Origin of the sequence: Microbispora sp. H10670, from assembly GCF_014161385.1 — a bacterium.
Lineage (GTDB): Bacteria > Actinomycetota > Actinomycetes > Streptosporangiales > Streptosporangiaceae > Microbispora > Microbispora triticiradicis.
In genome coordinates, this window is record NZ_JABBWW010000002.1 from 49,901 (window position 1) to 65,223 (window position 15,323).

16 protein-coding genes and 1 pseudogene are annotated in these 15,323 nt (G+C 71.4%); 12 read left to right on the plus strand and 5 right to left on the minus strand.

What is annotated here, in order from left to right; all coding sequences use genetic code 11:
• Positions 1–33: 33 nt before the first annotated feature.
• Positions 34–1,179 (minus strand): FAD-dependent monooxygenase, encoded by a 1,146-nt coding sequence (locus HHX33_RS03860; protein WP_182873375.1) that lies wholly within the window; start codon positions 1,177–1,179, stop codon positions 34–36.
• Positions 1,180–1,265: 86 nt separating this feature from the next.
• Here HHX33_RS03860 and HHX33_RS03865 point away from each other — a divergent pair, with 86 nt between their 5' ends.
• The 3 genes and pseudogenes from HHX33_RS03865 (at position 1,266) to HHX33_RS03875 (ending at position 2,917) form a co-directional block, all read left to right on the plus strand.
• Positions 1,266–1,802 (plus strand): TetR family transcriptional regulator, encoded by a 537-nt coding sequence (locus tag HHX33_RS03865; protein ID WP_111699622.1) that lies wholly within the window; start codon positions 1,266–1,268, stop codon positions 1,800–1,802.
• Between the two features lie 130 nt (positions 1,803–1,932).
• A pseudogene (locus HHX33_RS03870) lies at positions 1,933–2,100 on the plus strand (VOC family protein); the annotation flags it as partial.
• Between the two features lie 277 nt (positions 2,101–2,377).
• A complete protein-coding gene (locus tag HHX33_RS03875) occupies positions 2,378–2,917 on the plus strand; it encodes a DUF1062 domain-containing protein (RefSeq protein ID WP_310741205.1) in 540 nt (179 codons plus the stop codon).
• Between the two features lie 39 nt (positions 2,918–2,956).
• Here HHX33_RS03875 and HHX33_RS03880 read toward each other — a convergent pair whose 3' ends face one another.
• A complete protein-coding gene (locus tag HHX33_RS03880; RefSeq protein ID WP_182873377.1) occupies positions 2,957–3,517 on the minus strand; it encodes a hypothetical protein in 561 nt (186 codons plus the stop codon).
• A gap of 177 nt (positions 3,518–3,694) precedes the next feature.
• Between HHX33_RS03880 and HHX33_RS03885 the strand changes: the two genes are divergently transcribed.
• Positions 3,695–4,303 (plus strand): TetR/AcrR family transcriptional regulator, encoded by a 609-nt coding sequence (locus tag HHX33_RS03885; protein WP_182873378.1) that lies wholly within the window; start codon positions 3,695–3,697, stop codon positions 4,301–4,303.
• A 315-nt stretch (positions 4,304–4,618) separates the two neighbouring features.
• The gene (rox, locus tag HHX33_RS03890) at positions 4,619–6,043 is read left to right on the plus strand and encodes a rifampin monooxygenase (protein ID WP_220501513.1); all 1,425 of its coding nucleotides are present in this window, start codon (positions 4,619–4,621) and stop codon (positions 6,041–6,043) included.
• A 233-nt stretch (positions 6,044–6,276) separates the two neighbouring features.
• Here the strand turns inward: rox and HHX33_RS03895 are convergent, their stop codons facing one another.
• Entirely contained in the window at positions 6,277–6,699 is a 423-nt protein-coding gene (locus HHX33_RS03895; protein WP_138460712.1) for a VOC family protein, read from the minus strand.
• Positions 6,700–6,801: 102 nt separating this feature from the next.
• Between HHX33_RS03895 and HHX33_RS03900 the strand changes: the two genes are divergently transcribed.
• Positions 6,802–7,755, plus strand: coding sequence for a helix-turn-helix transcriptional regulator (locus HHX33_RS03900; RefSeq protein WP_182873380.1), 954 nt, complete (start codon positions 6,802–6,804; stop codon positions 7,753–7,755).
• Positions 7,756–7,806: 51 nt separating this feature from the next.
• Here the strand turns inward: HHX33_RS03900 and HHX33_RS03905 are convergent, their stop codons facing one another.
• On the minus strand, positions 7,807–8,733 hold the full coding sequence (locus HHX33_RS03905) for a quinone oxidoreductase family protein (protein WP_182873381.1): 927 nt from the start codon (positions 8,731–8,733) through the stop codon (positions 7,807–7,809).
• A gap of 165 nt (positions 8,734–8,898) precedes the next feature.
• Here HHX33_RS03905 and HHX33_RS03910 point away from each other — a divergent pair, with 165 nt between their 5' ends.
• Positions 8,899–9,312 carry a MarR family winged helix-turn-helix transcriptional regulator gene (locus HHX33_RS03910; RefSeq protein WP_111699630.1) on the plus strand — a complete coding sequence of 138 codons (414 nt, stop codon included), beginning with the start codon at positions 8,899–8,901 and terminating at the stop codon, positions 9,310–9,312.
• A 237-nt stretch (positions 9,313–9,549) separates the two neighbouring features.
• A complete protein-coding gene (locus HHX33_RS03915) occupies positions 9,550–9,933 on the plus strand; it encodes a TIGR03618 family F420-dependent PPOX class oxidoreductase (RefSeq protein ID WP_182873382.1) in 384 nt (127 codons plus the stop codon).
• Here HHX33_RS03915 and HHX33_RS03920 read toward each other — a convergent pair.
• Complete coding sequence (locus tag HHX33_RS03920) at positions 9,926–10,696, minus strand: alpha/beta hydrolase (protein ID WP_182873383.1); 771 nt, start codon at positions 10,694–10,696, stop codon at positions 9,926–9,928. The two genes, HHX33_RS03915 and HHX33_RS03920, sit on opposite strands and share 8 nt — an antisense overlap.
• Positions 10,697–10,746: 50 nt before the next feature.
• On the opposite strand from HHX33_RS03920, the gene HHX33_RS03925 reads away from it, so the two are divergent.
• From HHX33_RS03925 to HHX33_RS03940, 4 genes are all read left to right on the plus strand, one after another.
• Positions 10,747–11,124, plus strand: coding sequence for a winged helix-turn-helix transcriptional regulator (locus HHX33_RS03925; RefSeq protein ID WP_182873384.1), 378 nt, complete (start codon positions 10,747–10,749; stop codon positions 11,122–11,124).
• Positions 11,125–11,349: 225 nt separating this feature from the next.
• Positions 11,350–12,555: a tryptophan synthase subunit beta gene (gene trpB / locus HHX33_RS03930; protein ID WP_182880989.1), complete on the plus strand. Its 1,206-nt coding sequence runs from the start codon at positions 11,350–11,352 to the stop codon at positions 12,553–12,555.
• Positions 12,552–13,379, plus strand: coding sequence for a tryptophan synthase subunit alpha (gene trpA / locus HHX33_RS03935; protein WP_182873385.1), 828 nt, complete (start codon positions 12,552–12,554; stop codon positions 13,377–13,379). Before trpB ends, trpA begins: the two co-directional genes overlap by 4 nt.
• Positions 13,376–14,143 (plus strand): GntR family transcriptional regulator, encoded by a 768-nt coding sequence (locus HHX33_RS03940; RefSeq protein ID WP_182873386.1) that lies wholly within the window; start codon positions 13,376–13,378, stop codon positions 14,141–14,143. Before trpA ends, HHX33_RS03940 begins: the two co-directional genes overlap by 4 nt.
• Positions 14,144–15,323: the final 1,180 nt, after the last annotated feature.

Consider the following 15,323-nt stretch of genomic DNA (forward strand, 5'->3'; position numbering starts at 1 on the left):
TTCGGTGGCTCCGCCGATGCCCGGATCCGGCGATCACGCGGCTTCCCGTCTGTTCAGACCGGACAGCTGCCAGGCCAGCCGGGTGCGGACGGCGGGGACCCGGCCGGCCAGGGCGAGGAGGAGGTTGCGTAGCACGCGGCGGCCGTCGGCGGCGGTGGCCAGCCTGGTGAGCCGCCCGGCGAGGGCGACCACCTGCTCGGCCTGCGGGCGGCGGGTGGCGGCGTAGGAGTCGAGCAGGCTGTCCGGTTCACCGCCGAGCACTCGTGCCAGCGTCTCGCCCAGGTGTACGGCGTCGTCGACGCCCAGGTTCATGCCCTGGCCGCCGGCGGGCGAGTGCACGTGGGCGGCATCGCCGGCCAGGAGCAGGCGGCCCCGCCGGTAGGTGTCGGCGATGCGGTGGTGGACGCGGAAGCGCGAGCTCCAGATCAGCTCCCGCACCCGCGCGGGCTCGGCCTCGGGGCCACGGGTGTCGAGCAGGTGCTGCACGAAGAGGATGCCGGGTTCCTTGGGGGCCTCGTCCACGGTGGCGACGATGCGGTGCAGGCCGCCGGGCAGCGGGGCGACGACGACCAGTCCGGCGGGCGAGAAGTACAGGGTGACCTCGTTCTGCGGCACCCCGCCGGACAGGCGGACGTCGGCCAGGACGAACGACTCGGCGTAGGTGCCGCCGGTGAAGCCGATCCCGGCGCTCTGGCGGACCGTGCTGTTCAGGCCGTCGGCGCCGATCAGGTAGGCGGCGCGGATCCGCCGCCCGTCGTCCAGAGTGGCGGTGACGCCGTCGGCGTCCTGCTCGACGCTGCTCACCCGGGCGGGTCTGATCACCTTGCCGCCGAGCTCGTGCAGGCGGGCCAGCAGATGGGCCTCCGTGTCGGCCTGGGAGATCATCAAGGTGTAGGGGTAGGCGGTGGGCAGGCCGCCGAAGGGCACCGGCACCAGCATCCTGTCGCGGTCGCGGATGGCGAAGACCGGAGTGTGGACGCCGTGCGCGGCCAGCCGGTCCGCCACGCCGTACGGCTCCAGGACTTCCAGGGTGCGGGGATGCACGACGGCGGCGCGGGAGGTGTTGGCGCCCTCCCCCAGCGCGTCCACGATCATGACCTGCCGGCCGTGCTGGGCCAGGACGATCGCGGCGGTGAGCCCGGCGGGTCCGGCTCCGACGACGAGCACTTCGGCGTTCATCGCGCCTCCTTGGTCAACGGTTGTTGGCATGAACGTATGCCCACTCCGAGTGGAATGTCAACGGTTGTTGGCCTACAATTGTTGGCATGAGGAGATCCTCCGCCGAGACAAAGGCCGTGATCCTGGCCGCGGCCCGCGAACGCTTCGCCGCCGACGGCTATGACAAGGCCACCATCAGGGCCATCGCCGCCGACGCGCGGATCGACCCGGCCATGGTGATGCGCTACTTCGGCACCAAGGAGAAGCTGTTCGCCGCCGCGGCCGAATTCGACCTGGAACTGCCCGAGCTGGCACCGGACCAGGCCGGCGCCGGCCTGGTCCGGCACTTCCTGCGCAAGTGGGAGGCCGACGAAGGGCTACAGGTCCTGCTCCGCACCGGCGTGACGAACGAGGCCGCCGCCGAGCGCATGCGGACGATCTTCGGCGGCCAGGTCATGCCGCTCGTGATCGGCCTGACCGGTGATCCGGAGCGCGCTCCCCTGCGGGCTTCCCTGGTCGCCTCGCAACTACTGGGCCTGGCCCTATCCCGCTACATCCTGAAATTTCCGCCGATGGTGGCGGCAACGGAGGAAGAGCTCATCGCCTGGCTGAGTCCCACGGTCCAGCGCTATCTCACCGAGTGACACCGCGGGGTCTTCGCGCTCCTCTCCGCCCGGAGCCGCCGGCCGGTGCCCGGACGACGCTCACGAACCCGCACCCTGACCGACTTGCCGGTTGTTCCCGCCGATCCGCCCGCGCGTACGGTTGGGCGGCATGGCTCTGCGACTTGTTCAGGTGAACTTCAAGGCTCGGGACGACTCGGCCCTCGGCCGGTTCTGGGCGGAGGCGCTCGGCTGGGGCGTCTCCAGCGAGGGGCCCGGCGTGACCAACGTCGAACCGGTGGGCTTCGCCTGGCCGGACCCGACCGCCGTCTGCGTCGACTCCTGCGTCCTCGCCCCGGGCTGAGGCGGAAAACCGGTTGAGCCGTCCTTCTGTGTTCCCGTAGGTTGCCTGCGGCTCGTAGCAGTGAGGACAGAGGACAGAACCGCGTGACCCCGCCTGCTCTTCAGACCTGACACCTTCTTCCGCTCACCCGTAGCCGACGCTCCCGTCGGTCTCGCCGGGCTGCCTCCGCGCGCCCGGTCGCACGGCGTCTGAGGCCGCGCGTAATCGGCCTCGTGTCAGGTCTAGAGAGATCATGTCTTCACAACCTCATATCGTGCTGCCCTGGGTCGTCCGCCGGACCAGGCTGCCTCTGCTGTCGGTGCGGTGCGTGGGCTGCCCGTCGGAGTCGGCCACCACCGGCGAGGGCAGGTTCCGCGTCAACGCCAACGGCAAGCTGCTGGACGTGTGGCTGCTGGTCCGCTGCGTGTCCTGCGATCGGACGAGCAAGCTCACCGTGCACGAGCGGGTGCCGGTGAGATCCCTCGATCCGGCCGAACTCCACGGCTACCGCGTCAACGATCCGGAACTGGTGGCGGCCAGGCTGTTGGATCCGTTGCTCGCCCGGCGCAACCGCTTCACCCTGGACTGGACGGGGGCCTGGCGGCTGGACACCCCGGCGGCACGGCTCGACGGGGCGTGGCCGGTCCAGGTGGAGGTCGTCTTCGAGGACCCGGTGCCGGTGCGCCCGGACCGGCTCATCGCCCAGGGGCTGGGCCTCAGCAGGAACGAGGCGCTGCGCCGGATCAAGTGCGACACTCCGCTGCGCCGTACGACGAGCAGCGGATTCGCGTTCGTCGTGATGGCCGGAGACTAGGGAACGCCGCCGTGGCGGGCCACCCGGCCCGCCACGGCTTCAGTCTCCCTTCGCGGCGCGGCCGAGACGGAGGGCCGAGATGAGGAAGAAGACGCCGCCGGGGATGGCGTAGCCGGCCGCGTTGATCAGCGTCGGGCCGGCCGAGGCGGCACCGACGATGAAGGACGCACCGGCGAGTACGGAGATGCCGCCGCTGATGATCATCGGCCACTGGCCGCTCATCCTGCGACGGGTGACACCCACGAGCAGCTGGACCAGCCCGGCCACGACCGCCCAGGCGCCCCACACGCGCAGCACCGCCGGGATGCCGGACGCGCAGGCGATGGCCACGCCGATGGCGGTGACCAGGCTGACGGCGATGTTCACGTACAGCAGGGCAGATGATCCGGTGCTGCGCGACGCACGGGCGTCGACGGTGGCGGCGGCCACGTCGAACAGCGGGTAGAGCACGAGCAGGGTGACCGCGAGCGGACCCAGGTTCGAGGCGGTCGTGAACATCGCGAGGGCCCAGACGACGGCGAACGCGAACCGGACGAAGTACAGCCGCCGCAGTGCGGACGCGGTCCCGGAAATACCCGGCGAAGCGGCGATGGTGCTCATGGTGATCCTTCCAGCGGATGAGCGACGAGGAGAGCGGTTCGGCGCGTCCGGCCTCTGCGATCAGGGGGCGACCGGCAAGGGCCGCGCTTGGTAGACCGAACGTTCTATCTCGGCTCAGCATGGCAATCGGCGACGCAGGCTGTCAAGACCGAACGTTCTACCCACTAGGATGGCGGTATGTCCCGCCAATCCGAAGGCCGACCGTCCGAAGCGCGGTCCCGGCTGCTCAGCACGGCCACCCGGCTCTTCTACGCGGAGGGCATCCACGCCGTCGGCATCGATCGCATCGTCGCCGAAGCGCAGGTGACGCGGGCCACCCTCTACCGGCACTTCCCCGGCAAGGAAGACCTCGTCCTCGCCTATCTGAACGAGGTCGACCGAGCCATACGGGGCCAGGCGGACGAGGCCATGGCCGCCGGACTACCGGCCGCCGGCACCATCCGGGCCCTCAGCGAGTCCATCGTCCGGGGCATCCAGTCCCCCGGCTTCCGGGGATGCGCCTTCCTCAACGCCGCCGCCGAGTATCCCGACCCCGAGTCCCCCGTCCACAGGGCCGTGCTCGCCCACCGCCAATGGTTCCTGGAGACCGTCACGGAACTGCTGGCCAAGATCCAGGGGACCGGCGCCGAGCCCGCCGCCCGCCACTACGTGATGATGCGCGACGGCGCCATGGCCGCCGGCTGCCTGTTCGACCCCGTGCTGATCAGCGAAACCTTCCTCCGCGGAGTCGAGAGGCTCCTGGAGGTCTACGCCGTCACCGACTACAGCGGACCGGCGGGCGCCTGAAGCCGCGGGCCTGACGCGGTCAGGCCCCTGATCACGGATGCTCCGCACAGCCGTCCCGGCTCGAAAAAGGATTGGACGGGATGATGCTCGGGCTTGTAGCTTGCGGTCGACCGTGACACCGCCCGAGGAGGTGAGACCCATGAACGCTGTATCGACGTGGGTGCTCCCCCTTCCCGTCACGGCCGGCCGATCGACGTAGGTGTCGCCGGGAGCGCCTAGCCAACAAGGCACTCCCGAAAGGCAACACCTATGGACTTTCCGTTCGCCTCCGAGCCGTCGTCGGACGATGTGACCGAGCGCGACCGCGCGCCGTTCATGTTCGATGTGATCATCGCCGGGTGCGGTCCGACCGGTGCGATGCTGGCCGCCGAACTGCGGCTGCACGACGTACGGGTCCTCGTCCTGGAGAAGGAGACCGAGCCCGCGTCGTTCATCCGCATAGTCGGTCTGCATATTCGCAGTCTCGAACTGATGGCGATGCGCGGACTGCTCGAGCGCGTTCTCCCGCATGGAAGACAGCGTCCGGCCGGCGGTTTCTTCGCCGCCATCCCCAAACCCGTGCCCCAGGGCCTGGACTCCGCGTACGCCTATCTGCTGGGCATCCCGCAGCCGGTCATCGTACAACTGCTCGAAGAACACGCGATCGAACTGGGTGCGCAGGTCCGGCGCGGTTGCGCGGTCACCGGTTTCGAGCAGGACGACGAGGGGGTGACCGTCGAGCTGACCGACGGGCGACAGCTGCGTTCGCGCTACCTCGTCGGCTGTGACGGCGCGCGCAGCACGGTGCGGAAACTGCTCGGCGTCGGCTTCCCCGGCGAGCCCTCACGCAACGACACGCTGATGGGCGAGATGCACGTGAGCGCGTCGCGGGAGGAGATCGCCGCCAAGACGGCCGAACTCCGCGAGACCCAGCGGCGATTCTGGCTCCGGCCCTTCGGCGAAGGGGTCTACAGCATCGTCGTCCCGGCCGCGGAAGTCGGCGACCGGGCGAAGCCGCCCACCCTGGAGGACTTCCAGCAGCAGTTGCGCGCCGTCGCCGGAACCGATTTCGGGGTGCACTCCCCGCGCTGGATGTCCCGCTTCGGGGATGCCACGCGGCTGGCCGAGCGCTACCGGGTCGGGCGGGTGCTGCTGGCCGGCGACGCGGCACACATCCACCCGCCCATCGGCGGACAGGGCCTCAACCTGGGCGTTCAGGACGCGTTCAACCTCGGCTGGAAACTGGCCGCACAGATCCGCGGCTGGGCGCCGGACACACTGCTGGACACCTACCAGGCCGAACGTCATCCGGTCGCCGAAGAGGTGCTGGACAACACCCGCGCCCAGATGGCACTGCTGTCCGCCGAACCGGGCGCACAGGCCGTGCGCAGGCTGCTCACCGAACTGATGGACTTCGACGAGGTGAACCGCCACCTGATCGAGAAGATCACCGCGATCGGCATCCGCTACGACTTCGGCGCAGGCCCCGACCTGCTCGGCCGCCGCCTGCGCGACATCGACGTGAAACAGGGCCACCTCTACGGTCTGCTGCATCGCGGCCGCGGCCTGCTGCTGGACCGCACCGAACGCCTGACCGCCGATGGCTGGTCGGACCGGGTCGACCACCTCGCGGATCCCACCGCCGCACTGGATGTTCCCTGCGTCCTGCTACGCCCCGACGGCCACGTCGCCTGGATCGGCGACGACCAGCGGGACCTGGACGACCACCTCTCCCGTTGGTTCGGCAAGCCCACCGGCTGATCGCGCCTGGTGTGGGCCGGTGCGGCCGGCGCCCTCGCGAGCCCGTTCATCGAGCGCGGCTCGCCGTCGGCCATGACCGCCCGGCCCGCCGCCGCGAGCTCGTCGAGGTTCACCCCGGCGAGCTCGCGGCGGTGTTTCCGAACCGGCGCAGCATGAGGTCGTGGCGGGCCCGCCAGGCCGGCGCGGTCGAGCGCGCGGGTGCCGAGTACGGTCACCGGGTCGCGCCCCGCTGCTCAGCCGGTGTATTCGCTCGCGACGTCCACGACCCAGACGACGCCGAAACGGTCGGTCAGCATGCCGTAGAGCGGAGCCCATTGCGCGGGTTCCAGAGGCTGCGCGATGACGGCCCCGTCGGAGAGCTTCTCCCAGTACGCGGTGATCTCCTCGGTGGTCTCGCCGCGGAGGGAGAGGAAGAACGAGTTCTCGCCCCGGTCCCACGGCTGCCGCGAGGGCACGTCGTAGGCCATCACGTGGAAGCCGTTGCCGGCGACCACCTGGCCCCACATCACCTGGTCCGCCTCGGCCGGGTCCTGCACGTTCCCGGCGTCCTTGTAGGTGACGACGGCGAGATGACCGCCGAAGACGGACTGGTAGAACTCCAGCGCCGCGCGGGCGTCGCCCCGGAAGTTGAGATGAGTGACGGACTTGACGGACATGCCGCTCCTATCGGTTATCGACGCTGTGCAGCGCCTGACGTGGGATAACCGTCGCAGGAGTAGCGGTCAGGATGTGGCCCCTACCTACGGCACACTGAATCCATGCCGAAGACCTCAGCGCGACTGCTGGCGTTGCTCTCACTGCTCCAGACGCGCCGGGACTGGCCGGGAGCGCTGCTGGCCGAGCGGCTGGAGGTCAGCCCGCGTACCGTGCGCCGTGACATCGACCGGCTGCGCGAGCTCGGCTACCCCATCACGACCTTCAAGGGACCCGACGGCGGGTACCGGCTGGACGCCGGCACGGAGCTGCCCCCGCTGCTGTTCGACGACGAGCAGGCCGTCGCCCTGGCCATCGCGCTCCAGACCGCCGTCACCAGCGGCGCCGGCATCGAGGAGGCCTCGGCCCGGGCGCTGAACACCGTACGGCAGGTCATGCCCGCACGGCTGCGCCACCGGATCGACGCCCTCCAGGTCACCGCGGTCGGGCGCGCCGCGCCGAGCCCGGCCCCACAGGTCGGCACCGAGGTGATCACGGCCATCGGCGCCGCCGTCCACAGTCGTGAGGTGCTGCGCTTCGACTACGCGCCGGGGCCTGCGCCGCGGCGGGCGGAGCCCCACCACCTCGTGACGTGGGGCGGGCGCTGGTACCTCGTCGCCTGGGACCTCGACCGGGAGGAGTGGCGCACCTTCCGCGCCGACCGGATCACCCCGCGCTTCCCGGCCGGGCCCCGCTTCACCCCGCGTGAGCTGCCCGGAGGAACGGTGGCGGCATTCCTGTCCGCCAGGTTCCGGGGCTCCGACGGCTCCGGCGGCTGGCCCTGCCGCGGCGAGGTGATCCTCGGCGTGGGCGCGGCCGAGGTGTCCCCCTATGTCCGCGACGGGGTCGTCGAGGAGCTCGGCCCGGACCGCTGCCGGCTCGTTCTGGGCTCGTGGTCGTGGACCGGGCTGGCCGCCGCCGTCGGCAGGTTCGACACCGACATCGAGGTCGTCGGTCCGGCCGAGCTCAAGGACGCCTTCGCCCACCTGGCCCGCCGCTACGCCAACGCCTCCGCATAGCCTCTGCCAGGCCGAACAGGACCGGCCGGAGGGCGATCTCGGGCGTGGGGGCTACGGGACGAAGACGATGCGGTCGTCGGTCTCGGCGGTCCACGCCTGCGCGACCTGGGCGAGGGGCACGGCGCGGGCCCGTACGTCGATCGCGCCCGCGGCCACGGCCGAGGCCAGCTCCGGCAGTTCGGCGAGGATGTCCCGGGCGGGGACCGAGCCGATGCCGCTGCCGACGATCTGCAGGCGGGCGGAGCGCAGCGCCACGGAGGGGATCGGCGCGGTCTGGCCGGCGACGGACCCGATCTGGATCCAGGCCAGCGGGGCGGTGCGGTCGGCGCGGGCGGTGAGCATCGGCATCATCGCGCCGGCGGCGGGTTCGCCCCACACGTAGTCGATGACCACGTCGACGTCGGCCGCGCGGCCGATCTGGTCGTAGGTGATCGTCTCGTCGGCGCCGAGCGCGGTCAGCGCCCTCAGACGGGCGGTGTCGCGGCCGGCGGCGACGACCTGGGCGGCGCCGAACAGCTTGGCGATCTGGACCGCCATCCGTCCGGCGTTGCCGGTGGCGCCGAGGACGAGGACGCGCTGACCGGCGTGGAACTCGACGCGCCGCCGCAGCGCGATCCAGGACGACATGGCCGGATTCATCGCGGCGGCGATCCGTACGGGGTCGATGCCGTCGGGCAGGATCACGCTGCGACGGGGGTCGATGAGGGTGCGGTCGGCGAACGTCCCCAGAGCCGAGTCGTCCAGGACCACGTAGCGCAGGTTGCCCTCCGTGTCGCGCACCACGCCGTCGACGCCGGGGACGAGCGGGTGCACCCCCTTGCTGGAGTAGTGCGAACCGTTCGCCTTCGCCCTGGTCAGATGGTGCAGGCCGGCGGCGAGGACCTCGACGACCATCTCGTCGCCGTGGCGCTCGGCCGGGTCGGGGTGGTCGCGGTAGACCGGCGGGGCGTCGGCGGTCTGGATGACGGCGGCATGCATGGTGGCCTCCCTGAAAGTGGTTTGTATTACCAACCATTGCCATAATGGTTGGTAATACAAACCATGTCAACGGGATGGTGTGAACCAGGTGGAGCCGCTCGCCGTCCGCGCGGGCCGGCTCCGGCTGGTTGGGATTGCCAACCATGCCGGAGCTACCATGACGGCATGACCGCCGCCGACGATGCCCTGGACGCCCTCGTCCGGACCACCTTCGAGGTGGCGGGCGTGCTGACCCGCGTCGGCGGCGAGAACGACCTGTCGCTCACCCAGCTGCGGGTGCTCGGCATCCTCCGCGATCGCCGCGCCCGCGTCACCGAACTGGCCGCCTACCTCGGCCTGGACAAGTCCACGATGTCCGGCCTCATCGACCGAGCCCAGCGCAGGGGGCTGCTGATGCGCGGCAAGAATCCCGATGACGGCCGGGTCGTCGATGTCTACATGACCCCGGCCGGGCTCGAACTGGTCGAGCGAGTGCACGACGAAGTCCGGCGCGCCCTGGCACCCAGGACCGGCCGCCTGGACCCGGACCAGCTCGATCAGCTCGTCAACCTGCTCGAAATCGTCTCGACCCGCCCGTAGCGGACACACCGCCTCGGGCGGGCGGCGCCCGGGCCCGGCAGTGGGTCGACATCGCCGGCGTGCATCGACTGGCCGCAGTGCGCGCTTCAGGGTTCCCTGAAGGAACTCCACGTGTTACGGTCATGGAGTCTCTTCAAGGAACCAATCAGCACCGGCATCGAGAACGCGGTCGCGGCGGTACGCGAGGGCCGCTTGCCATGCCGTATCACTCACCGACGACTCCGCAGGGAGAAGAAGATGCTCAACCCCGACGTACGCCGCGCCTTCGACGGCACCTCGCTGGCCCACCTCGCCACCGTCCTGCCGGACGGCTCGCCCCACAGCGTCCCCCTCTGGGCCGGCACCCACGGCGACCACATCGTCTTCCTGACCGGCCCGCACTCGCGCAAGGCCCGCAACCTGCGCCGAGACCCCCGGGTGGCGCTCTCCCTGACGGCCGCCGGCAACCCGTTCGAGCCCGTCATCGTCCGCGGCCGGGTCGTCCGATGGCTCGAAGGCGACGCGGCCTGGGAGATCATCGACCAGATCTCGGCGAAGTACATCGGCCGGCCCTACTCCCGGACGGAAGAGCGCGTCGTCGCCGTCGTCGAACCCGAACGGCAGACCGTCGGCGTCAGCTGAACGATCGATCGCGACCGACGGCCGGGGTCGTGTTCAGCAACAACTCGGCGAGCTCGCCCGGCACGGTGACCATGCAGTCATGGCCGCTTCGCAACTCCCACACCCGCGACGGAGTGCCGTTGGGCTGTACGGGGGGCACGGGACGGCGGGTGACGCCCTTCGGCACGCCGCCGACGCAGTGGATGTGTGTCCGGGGAATCGCGTCCATGGCCGGGTTGCGCAGCCGGACGGGCTGCTGGAAGCAGCGGACCGACTCGTCGCCGAGTATCGTGCGCAGCCACGCCGTGTCCGCCGGGTCGGTCACCCCGAACAGACCCATGGGCGCCGGCCCCTCCGGCATGGGCGGGATGCGCCAGGGCTCGTCGGAGACGGCGGCCGCGTCGATCAGGTGCTGGGTCAGGGGCATGACGTCGAGCACGGTCTCGCCGTCGGCCGGGACCATCGCGTCGAGGTAGACCAGCCCCGCGATCCGGTCCGGGACCTGGTCGGCCACGGCGGATATGACCATCCCGGCGTAGCTGTGCCCGACCAGTATCACGCCGGTGAGTTCTTCCCCGACGAGGACGGCGACGATGTCGGCGACATGGGTGTCGAGGCCGACGCCGGGACCGAGCAGGTGCTCCTTCTCGCCGTGGCCGGTGAGCGAGGGGGCGAACACCCGATGCCCGGCCCGCGTCAGCAAGGGGACGACCCGGTCCCAGACGCGCCCGCTGTGCCAGGCGCCGTGGACGAGGACGAAGGTTTTCGTCGGTGGCGTACTCATGGAAAAGGACGCTAATGAGCCGTCAGGTACCTCTTGGTAACCTTCGGCTCATGCGCGACTCAGCAGGAAGCGTCTTCCTCGCCGACTGCCCCGCTCGGCTGGCCATCGAGATCATCACCGACAAGTGGGCGGTCGTCGTCCTGTTCGCGCTGAGTCGCAGGCCGTGCCGGCACGGTGAACTCGTCGATCTCGTCGGCGGCATCTCGCGCAAGGTGCTCACCCACACGCTGCGCAGGCTGCAGGGTTACGGCCTGGTCGAGCGCCACTCCTACGCCGAAGCGCCCCCGAGGGTCGAGTACAGCCTCACCGACCTCCGCCTGACCCTCGTCGAGCCCATCGCGGTCCTGACGGACTGGGCGAGGACGTACGGCGGCGCCGTGGTCAGCTTCCAGGAGGCGGCGGAAGAGGAGTCCGCGTCCGGCGGCTGACCTGCGGACACTCCTTCGGCACCACCCCAGGCTCCCCACCGGCCTCTCGTGAGACGACCGGCGATGACCGGCCTGGAGACGCGGCGGCCGGGCCGCCGCTCAGCGCCGCACACCGACTGACGCAGCCGTACGAGAACGGAACCGTGGTGGTGTGCCCACGCTGCCCCATGTCACACTCACTGTTATAGAACTCATCAATGAGTTATAGAACGACAGGAGCGTGGCATGCGAGACGTGTCGCTGTGGCGGGAGCCGGTCCCGCCGGACGGGACGATGGGCGAGCCCGGGGCGCGGGGCCGGTTCGGCGAGTACGGCGGACGGTACGCGCCGGAGTCCCTGGTGGAGGCGTGCCGCGAGGTGGCCGAGGCGTTCCGGGAGGCCTGGGCGGATCCGGGGTTCCGCGGCGCCCTGGCGCGGCTCCTCGCCGTGCACGCCGGGCGGCCGACCCCGCTCACCCCGGCCGGCCGGCTGTCGGAGGCGCTGGGGGTGCGGCTGTACCTCAAGCGCGAGGATCTCACCCACACCGGGTCCCACAAGATCAACAACGTGCTGGGTCAGGCCCTGCTGGCCGCCCGGATGGGACGGCGCAGGCTGATCGCCGAGACGGGAGCGGGCCAGCACGGGGTGGCCACCGCGACCGCCGCCGCGCTGCTCGGGCTGGAGGCCACGGTGTTCATGGGTGAGCGCGACATCGAGCGGCAGGCGCTGAACGTCTTCCGGATGCGCATGCTGGGCGCCGAGGTGGTCCCGGTGACCACGGGCAGCCGCACCCTCAAGGACGCTACCAGCGAGGCCATGCGGCACTGGGTGGGCGCGACCGGGGACTCCCACTACTGCATCGGCTCGGTCGTCGGGCCGGATCCGTACCCCTGGATGGTCAGGGAGCTGCAGCGGGTCATCGGCGACGAGGCCCGCGGGCAGTGCGCCGCCGAGCTGCGGACCGGCGTCCCCGACTACGTGGTCGCGTGCGTCGGCGGCGGCTCCAACGCGGCCGGCACGTTCGCCGGGTTCGCCGACACTCCGGCGCGCCTGGTCGGTGTCGAGGCGGAGGGCGGCGCCGGGGCGGCCCGCGGCCGGCTCGGCGTCCTGCACGGCTGCCGCTCGCTGTTCCTGCAGGACGACGACGGACAAATCACCCAGCCGCACTCCATCGCCGCCGGGCTCGACTACCCGGGAGTCGGCCCGGAGCACGCCCACCTGCGCGACCTGGGCCGGGCCCGCTACGTCACCGTGACCGACGACGAGGCGGTCGGCGCGGCGGTACGGCTGGCGCGCACCGAGGGCATCGTCCCGGCGCTCGAATCGGCGCACGCCCTCGCCTGGGTGATCCGCGCGGCCGGCGACGGCGACCTGCCCGCGGGATCGACGGTGCTGATGACGTTGTCCGGCCGCGGTGACAAGGACGTCTCCACCCTGAAGGAGCTGCTGTGACGAACCACAGGACGAACCCCACCCTGACCGCGGGCGCGGTCGAACGCCATCTGAGGGCCCGCCGGGACACCGGCCGCGGCCTGCTCATGCCGTACGTCACCGGGGGGATCACGCCCGGCTGGACGGAGTACCTGCGGGCGTTCGCCGACGCCGGGGCGGACGCGATCGAGGTCGGCCTGCCCTTCTCCGACCCGACGCTGGACGGCGTCACCATCCAGCGGGCGAGCGACACGGCACTGGCCCGGGGGGCGAGCACCCGCCGGATCCTCGCCGACCTGTCCGGTCTGCCGGGCCCGGGCGTGCCGCTGGTCGCCAGCACCTACTACAACCTGGTGCTGCACGACGGCCCCGAGGCGTTCTGCGACGCGTTGCGGCGGGCCGGCGTCGGCGGCCTGATCGTGCCCGACCTGCCGGTGCACGAGGCGGACGAGCTGGCGGACGTGGCCGCCGCAGCCGGGGTCGAACTGGTCCTGCTGGCGTCGCCGGCGACGCCGCAGCCGCGGCTGGCGGAGATCTCGCGCCGATGCCGCGGATTCGTCTACGCGGTGTCGCTGATGGGCACCACCGGTGAGCGGGCCGCCCTCGCCGCCTCGGCGGCGGAGCTCACCGGGCGGATCAGGCGCGTCACCGACCGGCCGGTCTTGCTAGGATTTGGCATTTCCACCCCGGACCAGGCCCGCGAAGCCCGCCGGCACGCCGACGGCGTGGTGGTCGGCGCCGCGGTCATGCGGCGGGTGCTCGACGGGGCGGGGCCGGACGACCTGCGGGACTTCCTCGCGCCCCTGCGGCAGGCCCTCGACCAGGAGTGTGACCGACCACGATGACCTCCGACGGGACCCCCGACGCCGGGCACGAGGCGAGATACCGCGTCATCGCCGCCGACCTCGCCGCGAAGATCCGGTCGGGGCACTACGCCCCCGGTGAGGCCCTGCCGCCGCAACGGGAGCTGAGCGCCTCCTACGGGGTGACCCTCATGACGCTGCGCCAGGCGTTGCGGGAGCTCAGCGACGAGCGGCTGATCGTGCAGCGGCCCGGCAGGGGCACGTTCGTCGCCCCGCCGCATCTGGCGTACCAGCTCGACTCGCTCCGCAGCCTGGCCGACGACCTGCGTAAGCAGGGCCACGACGTGCGGACCGTGGTGACCGGGCGGGCCGTGCGCCGGGCCCCCGCCCGGATCGCCGCCGAGCTGCGGCTACGGCCCGGCGACACCGCCCTCCGGCTGGAGCGGGTCCGCGAGTTCGCGGGGCGTCCCGCCGTGCACCAGGTGTCCTGGGTCCGCCGGCCGGTCGCCGACCGGATCCGCGACCGCGACTTCACCGCCGTCTCCCTCTACACGGCCCTCGCCGACGCGGGGGTCGCGGTCGCCCGGGCGTCCGAGGTGGTCCGGCCGGGACTGCTCGACCCCGCCGCCGCCCGCCACCTCCAGGAGCCGCAGGGCAGCCCGGTGCTCGTCAGCACCCGGATCACCTACACGCCCGACGCCACCCCCGTGGTGTCCGACCACGCCACCATCCTCGGCAGCATGATGGAGATCCGTACCGAACGCGCCGCCACCGGCCTCTCGCTCACCTGGGGCGCCATCAGCTGAGCACCTGTGCGCGGTCCATCCACGTTCGTGGCCAAGGCCATCAGCGGCGTCGCGGCGTGTAGGGAGCCAGAGCAGCGATGTCCACATCCGCGTCGGGCCAGCGAGAACGCAGCGTCTCGGCCAGGCGCCGGCACAAGCCCGTCAGCTGCGGCAGGGCATGGTGCGCCCGAGCGGTGTCGGCGGCGGCTTCCAAGGTCGTCACGAGTTGCGCGCGGCTGTCCTCCCCCGCGCCCGTCCAGTGCCGGCAGACGCGAGAGACGGGTCAGCGCGAATGCCACGCATGCCGCCGCCAGGGCGACACCGTAGAGCCGATCGTCCTCAGCCTGCGGCACCCCGGTCGCCAGAGCCCGCCGATAGGTCTCGGCGACCTGCGGCAGCGGCGCCGAGCCGCCGGGCTGTGCGGGCATGCTCACCCACATCCAGGCCGGACCCGGCACATGCAGGCAGACGGCATCGTGCAGCGCATGGGTGAATCCGGCGAACTCGAAGTCGATCAGGCGTGCATCGGTCGGCCCGTCCGCGCGGACCAGAACGTTGTTGGTTTCCGGATCGCCGTTGCTCAGCGCCAGAAAGGGCCCCGGATCGGCCAGTTCCGAAAGGGCAAGGGCAAACTCGCGTTCCACCGCCCCGCTGATCGTGACTCCCAGGGCCTCGGCCTGCGACAGACCCTCTTCGCGCAGCCCGGCCACACGCCCAAGCCGGTCAGCCTCCGGATCGACCTGCCCCAGGATCGCTCGCCGCCGGTAGTACAGCCCCGCCTGTCCGGCGGTCAACGCGCCGAGTTCGCCACGGGCACGAGCGAAGGCCTCCAGGCGTACGGCATGCGCGGCGATGCCGTCGCTGCGCAACAGTCCGTCCAGTGCGACCCGTGGCGCGAGATCCTGCAGAATGACGCGTCCCGCAGAGATGTCCGCCGCCAGCACGCGTGGTGCCAGATCGACGCGGAGGTCCTCCGTCAGAAACCGCAGTGCGGCTACTTCCGTGCACAACCGCCACGCCTCGGCACGCCTGCCATCGGCATGAGGTCCCATCCACTTGACGATCACTGTCTCACCGCGGTCGGTCCGAGCACGGGCCACCCGCCAGGGCTCCAACCTCGTCCACTCCACCAGCTTGATCACTGGCATCAGCCTAGTGCGGCGGGCTTGCCGGGCCTCGGTGGTCAGCGTTTCCGATGGCA

Bases quoted from the DNA above. Each gene is read 5' to 3' on its own strand.
- HHX33_RS03895 (WP_138460712.1), bottom strand. From the start codon at position 6,699: ATGTCCGTCAAGTCCGTCACTCATCTCAACTTCCGGGGCGACGCCCGC.
- rox (WP_220501513.1), top strand. From the start codon at position 4,619: ATGTTCGATGTGATCATCGCCGGGTGCGGTCCGACCGGTGCGATGCTG.
- HHX33_RS03865 (WP_111699622.1), top strand. From the start codon at position 1,266: ATGAGGAGATCCTCCGCCGAGACAAAGGCCGTGATCCTGGCCGCGGCC.
- HHX33_RS03880 (WP_182873377.1), bottom strand. From the start codon at position 3,517: ATGAGCACCATCGCCGCTTCGCCGGGTATTTCCGGGACCGCGTCCGCA.
- HHX33_RS03910 (WP_111699630.1), top strand. From the start codon at position 8,899: ATGACCGCCGCCGACGATGCCCTGGACGCCCTCGTCCGGACCACCTTC.
- HHX33_RS03915 (WP_182873382.1), top strand. From the start codon at position 9,550: ATGCTCAACCCCGACGTACGCCGCGCCTTCGACGGCACCTCGCTGGCC.
- HHX33_RS03905 (WP_182873381.1), bottom strand. From the start codon at position 8,733: ATGCATGCCGCCGTCATCCAGACCGCCGACGCCCCGCCGGTCTACCGC.
- HHX33_RS03860 (WP_182873375.1), bottom strand. From the start codon at position 1,179: ATGAACGCCGAAGTGCTCGTCGTCGGAGCCGGACCCGCCGGGCTCACC.
- HHX33_RS03920 (WP_182873383.1), bottom strand. From the start codon at position 10,696: ATGAGTACGCCACCGACGAAAACCTTCGTCCTCGTCCACGGCGCCTGG.
- HHX33_RS03940 (WP_182873386.1), top strand. From the start codon at position 13,376: ATGACCTCCGACGGGACCCCCGACGCCGGGCACGAGGCGAGATACCGC.
- HHX33_RS03900 (WP_182873380.1), top strand. From the start codon at position 6,802: ATGCCGAAGACCTCAGCGCGACTGCTGGCGTTGCTCTCACTGCTCCAG.
- HHX33_RS03885 (WP_182873378.1), top strand. From the start codon at position 3,695: ATGTCCCGCCAATCCGAAGGCCGACCGTCCGAAGCGCGGTCCCGGCTG.
- trpB (WP_182880989.1), top strand. From the start codon at position 11,350: ATGCGAGACGTGTCGCTGTGGCGGGAGCCGGTCCCGCCGGACGGGACG.
- HHX33_RS03925 (WP_182873384.1), top strand. From the start codon at position 10,747: ATGCGCGACTCAGCAGGAAGCGTCTTCCTCGCCGACTGCCCCGCTCGG.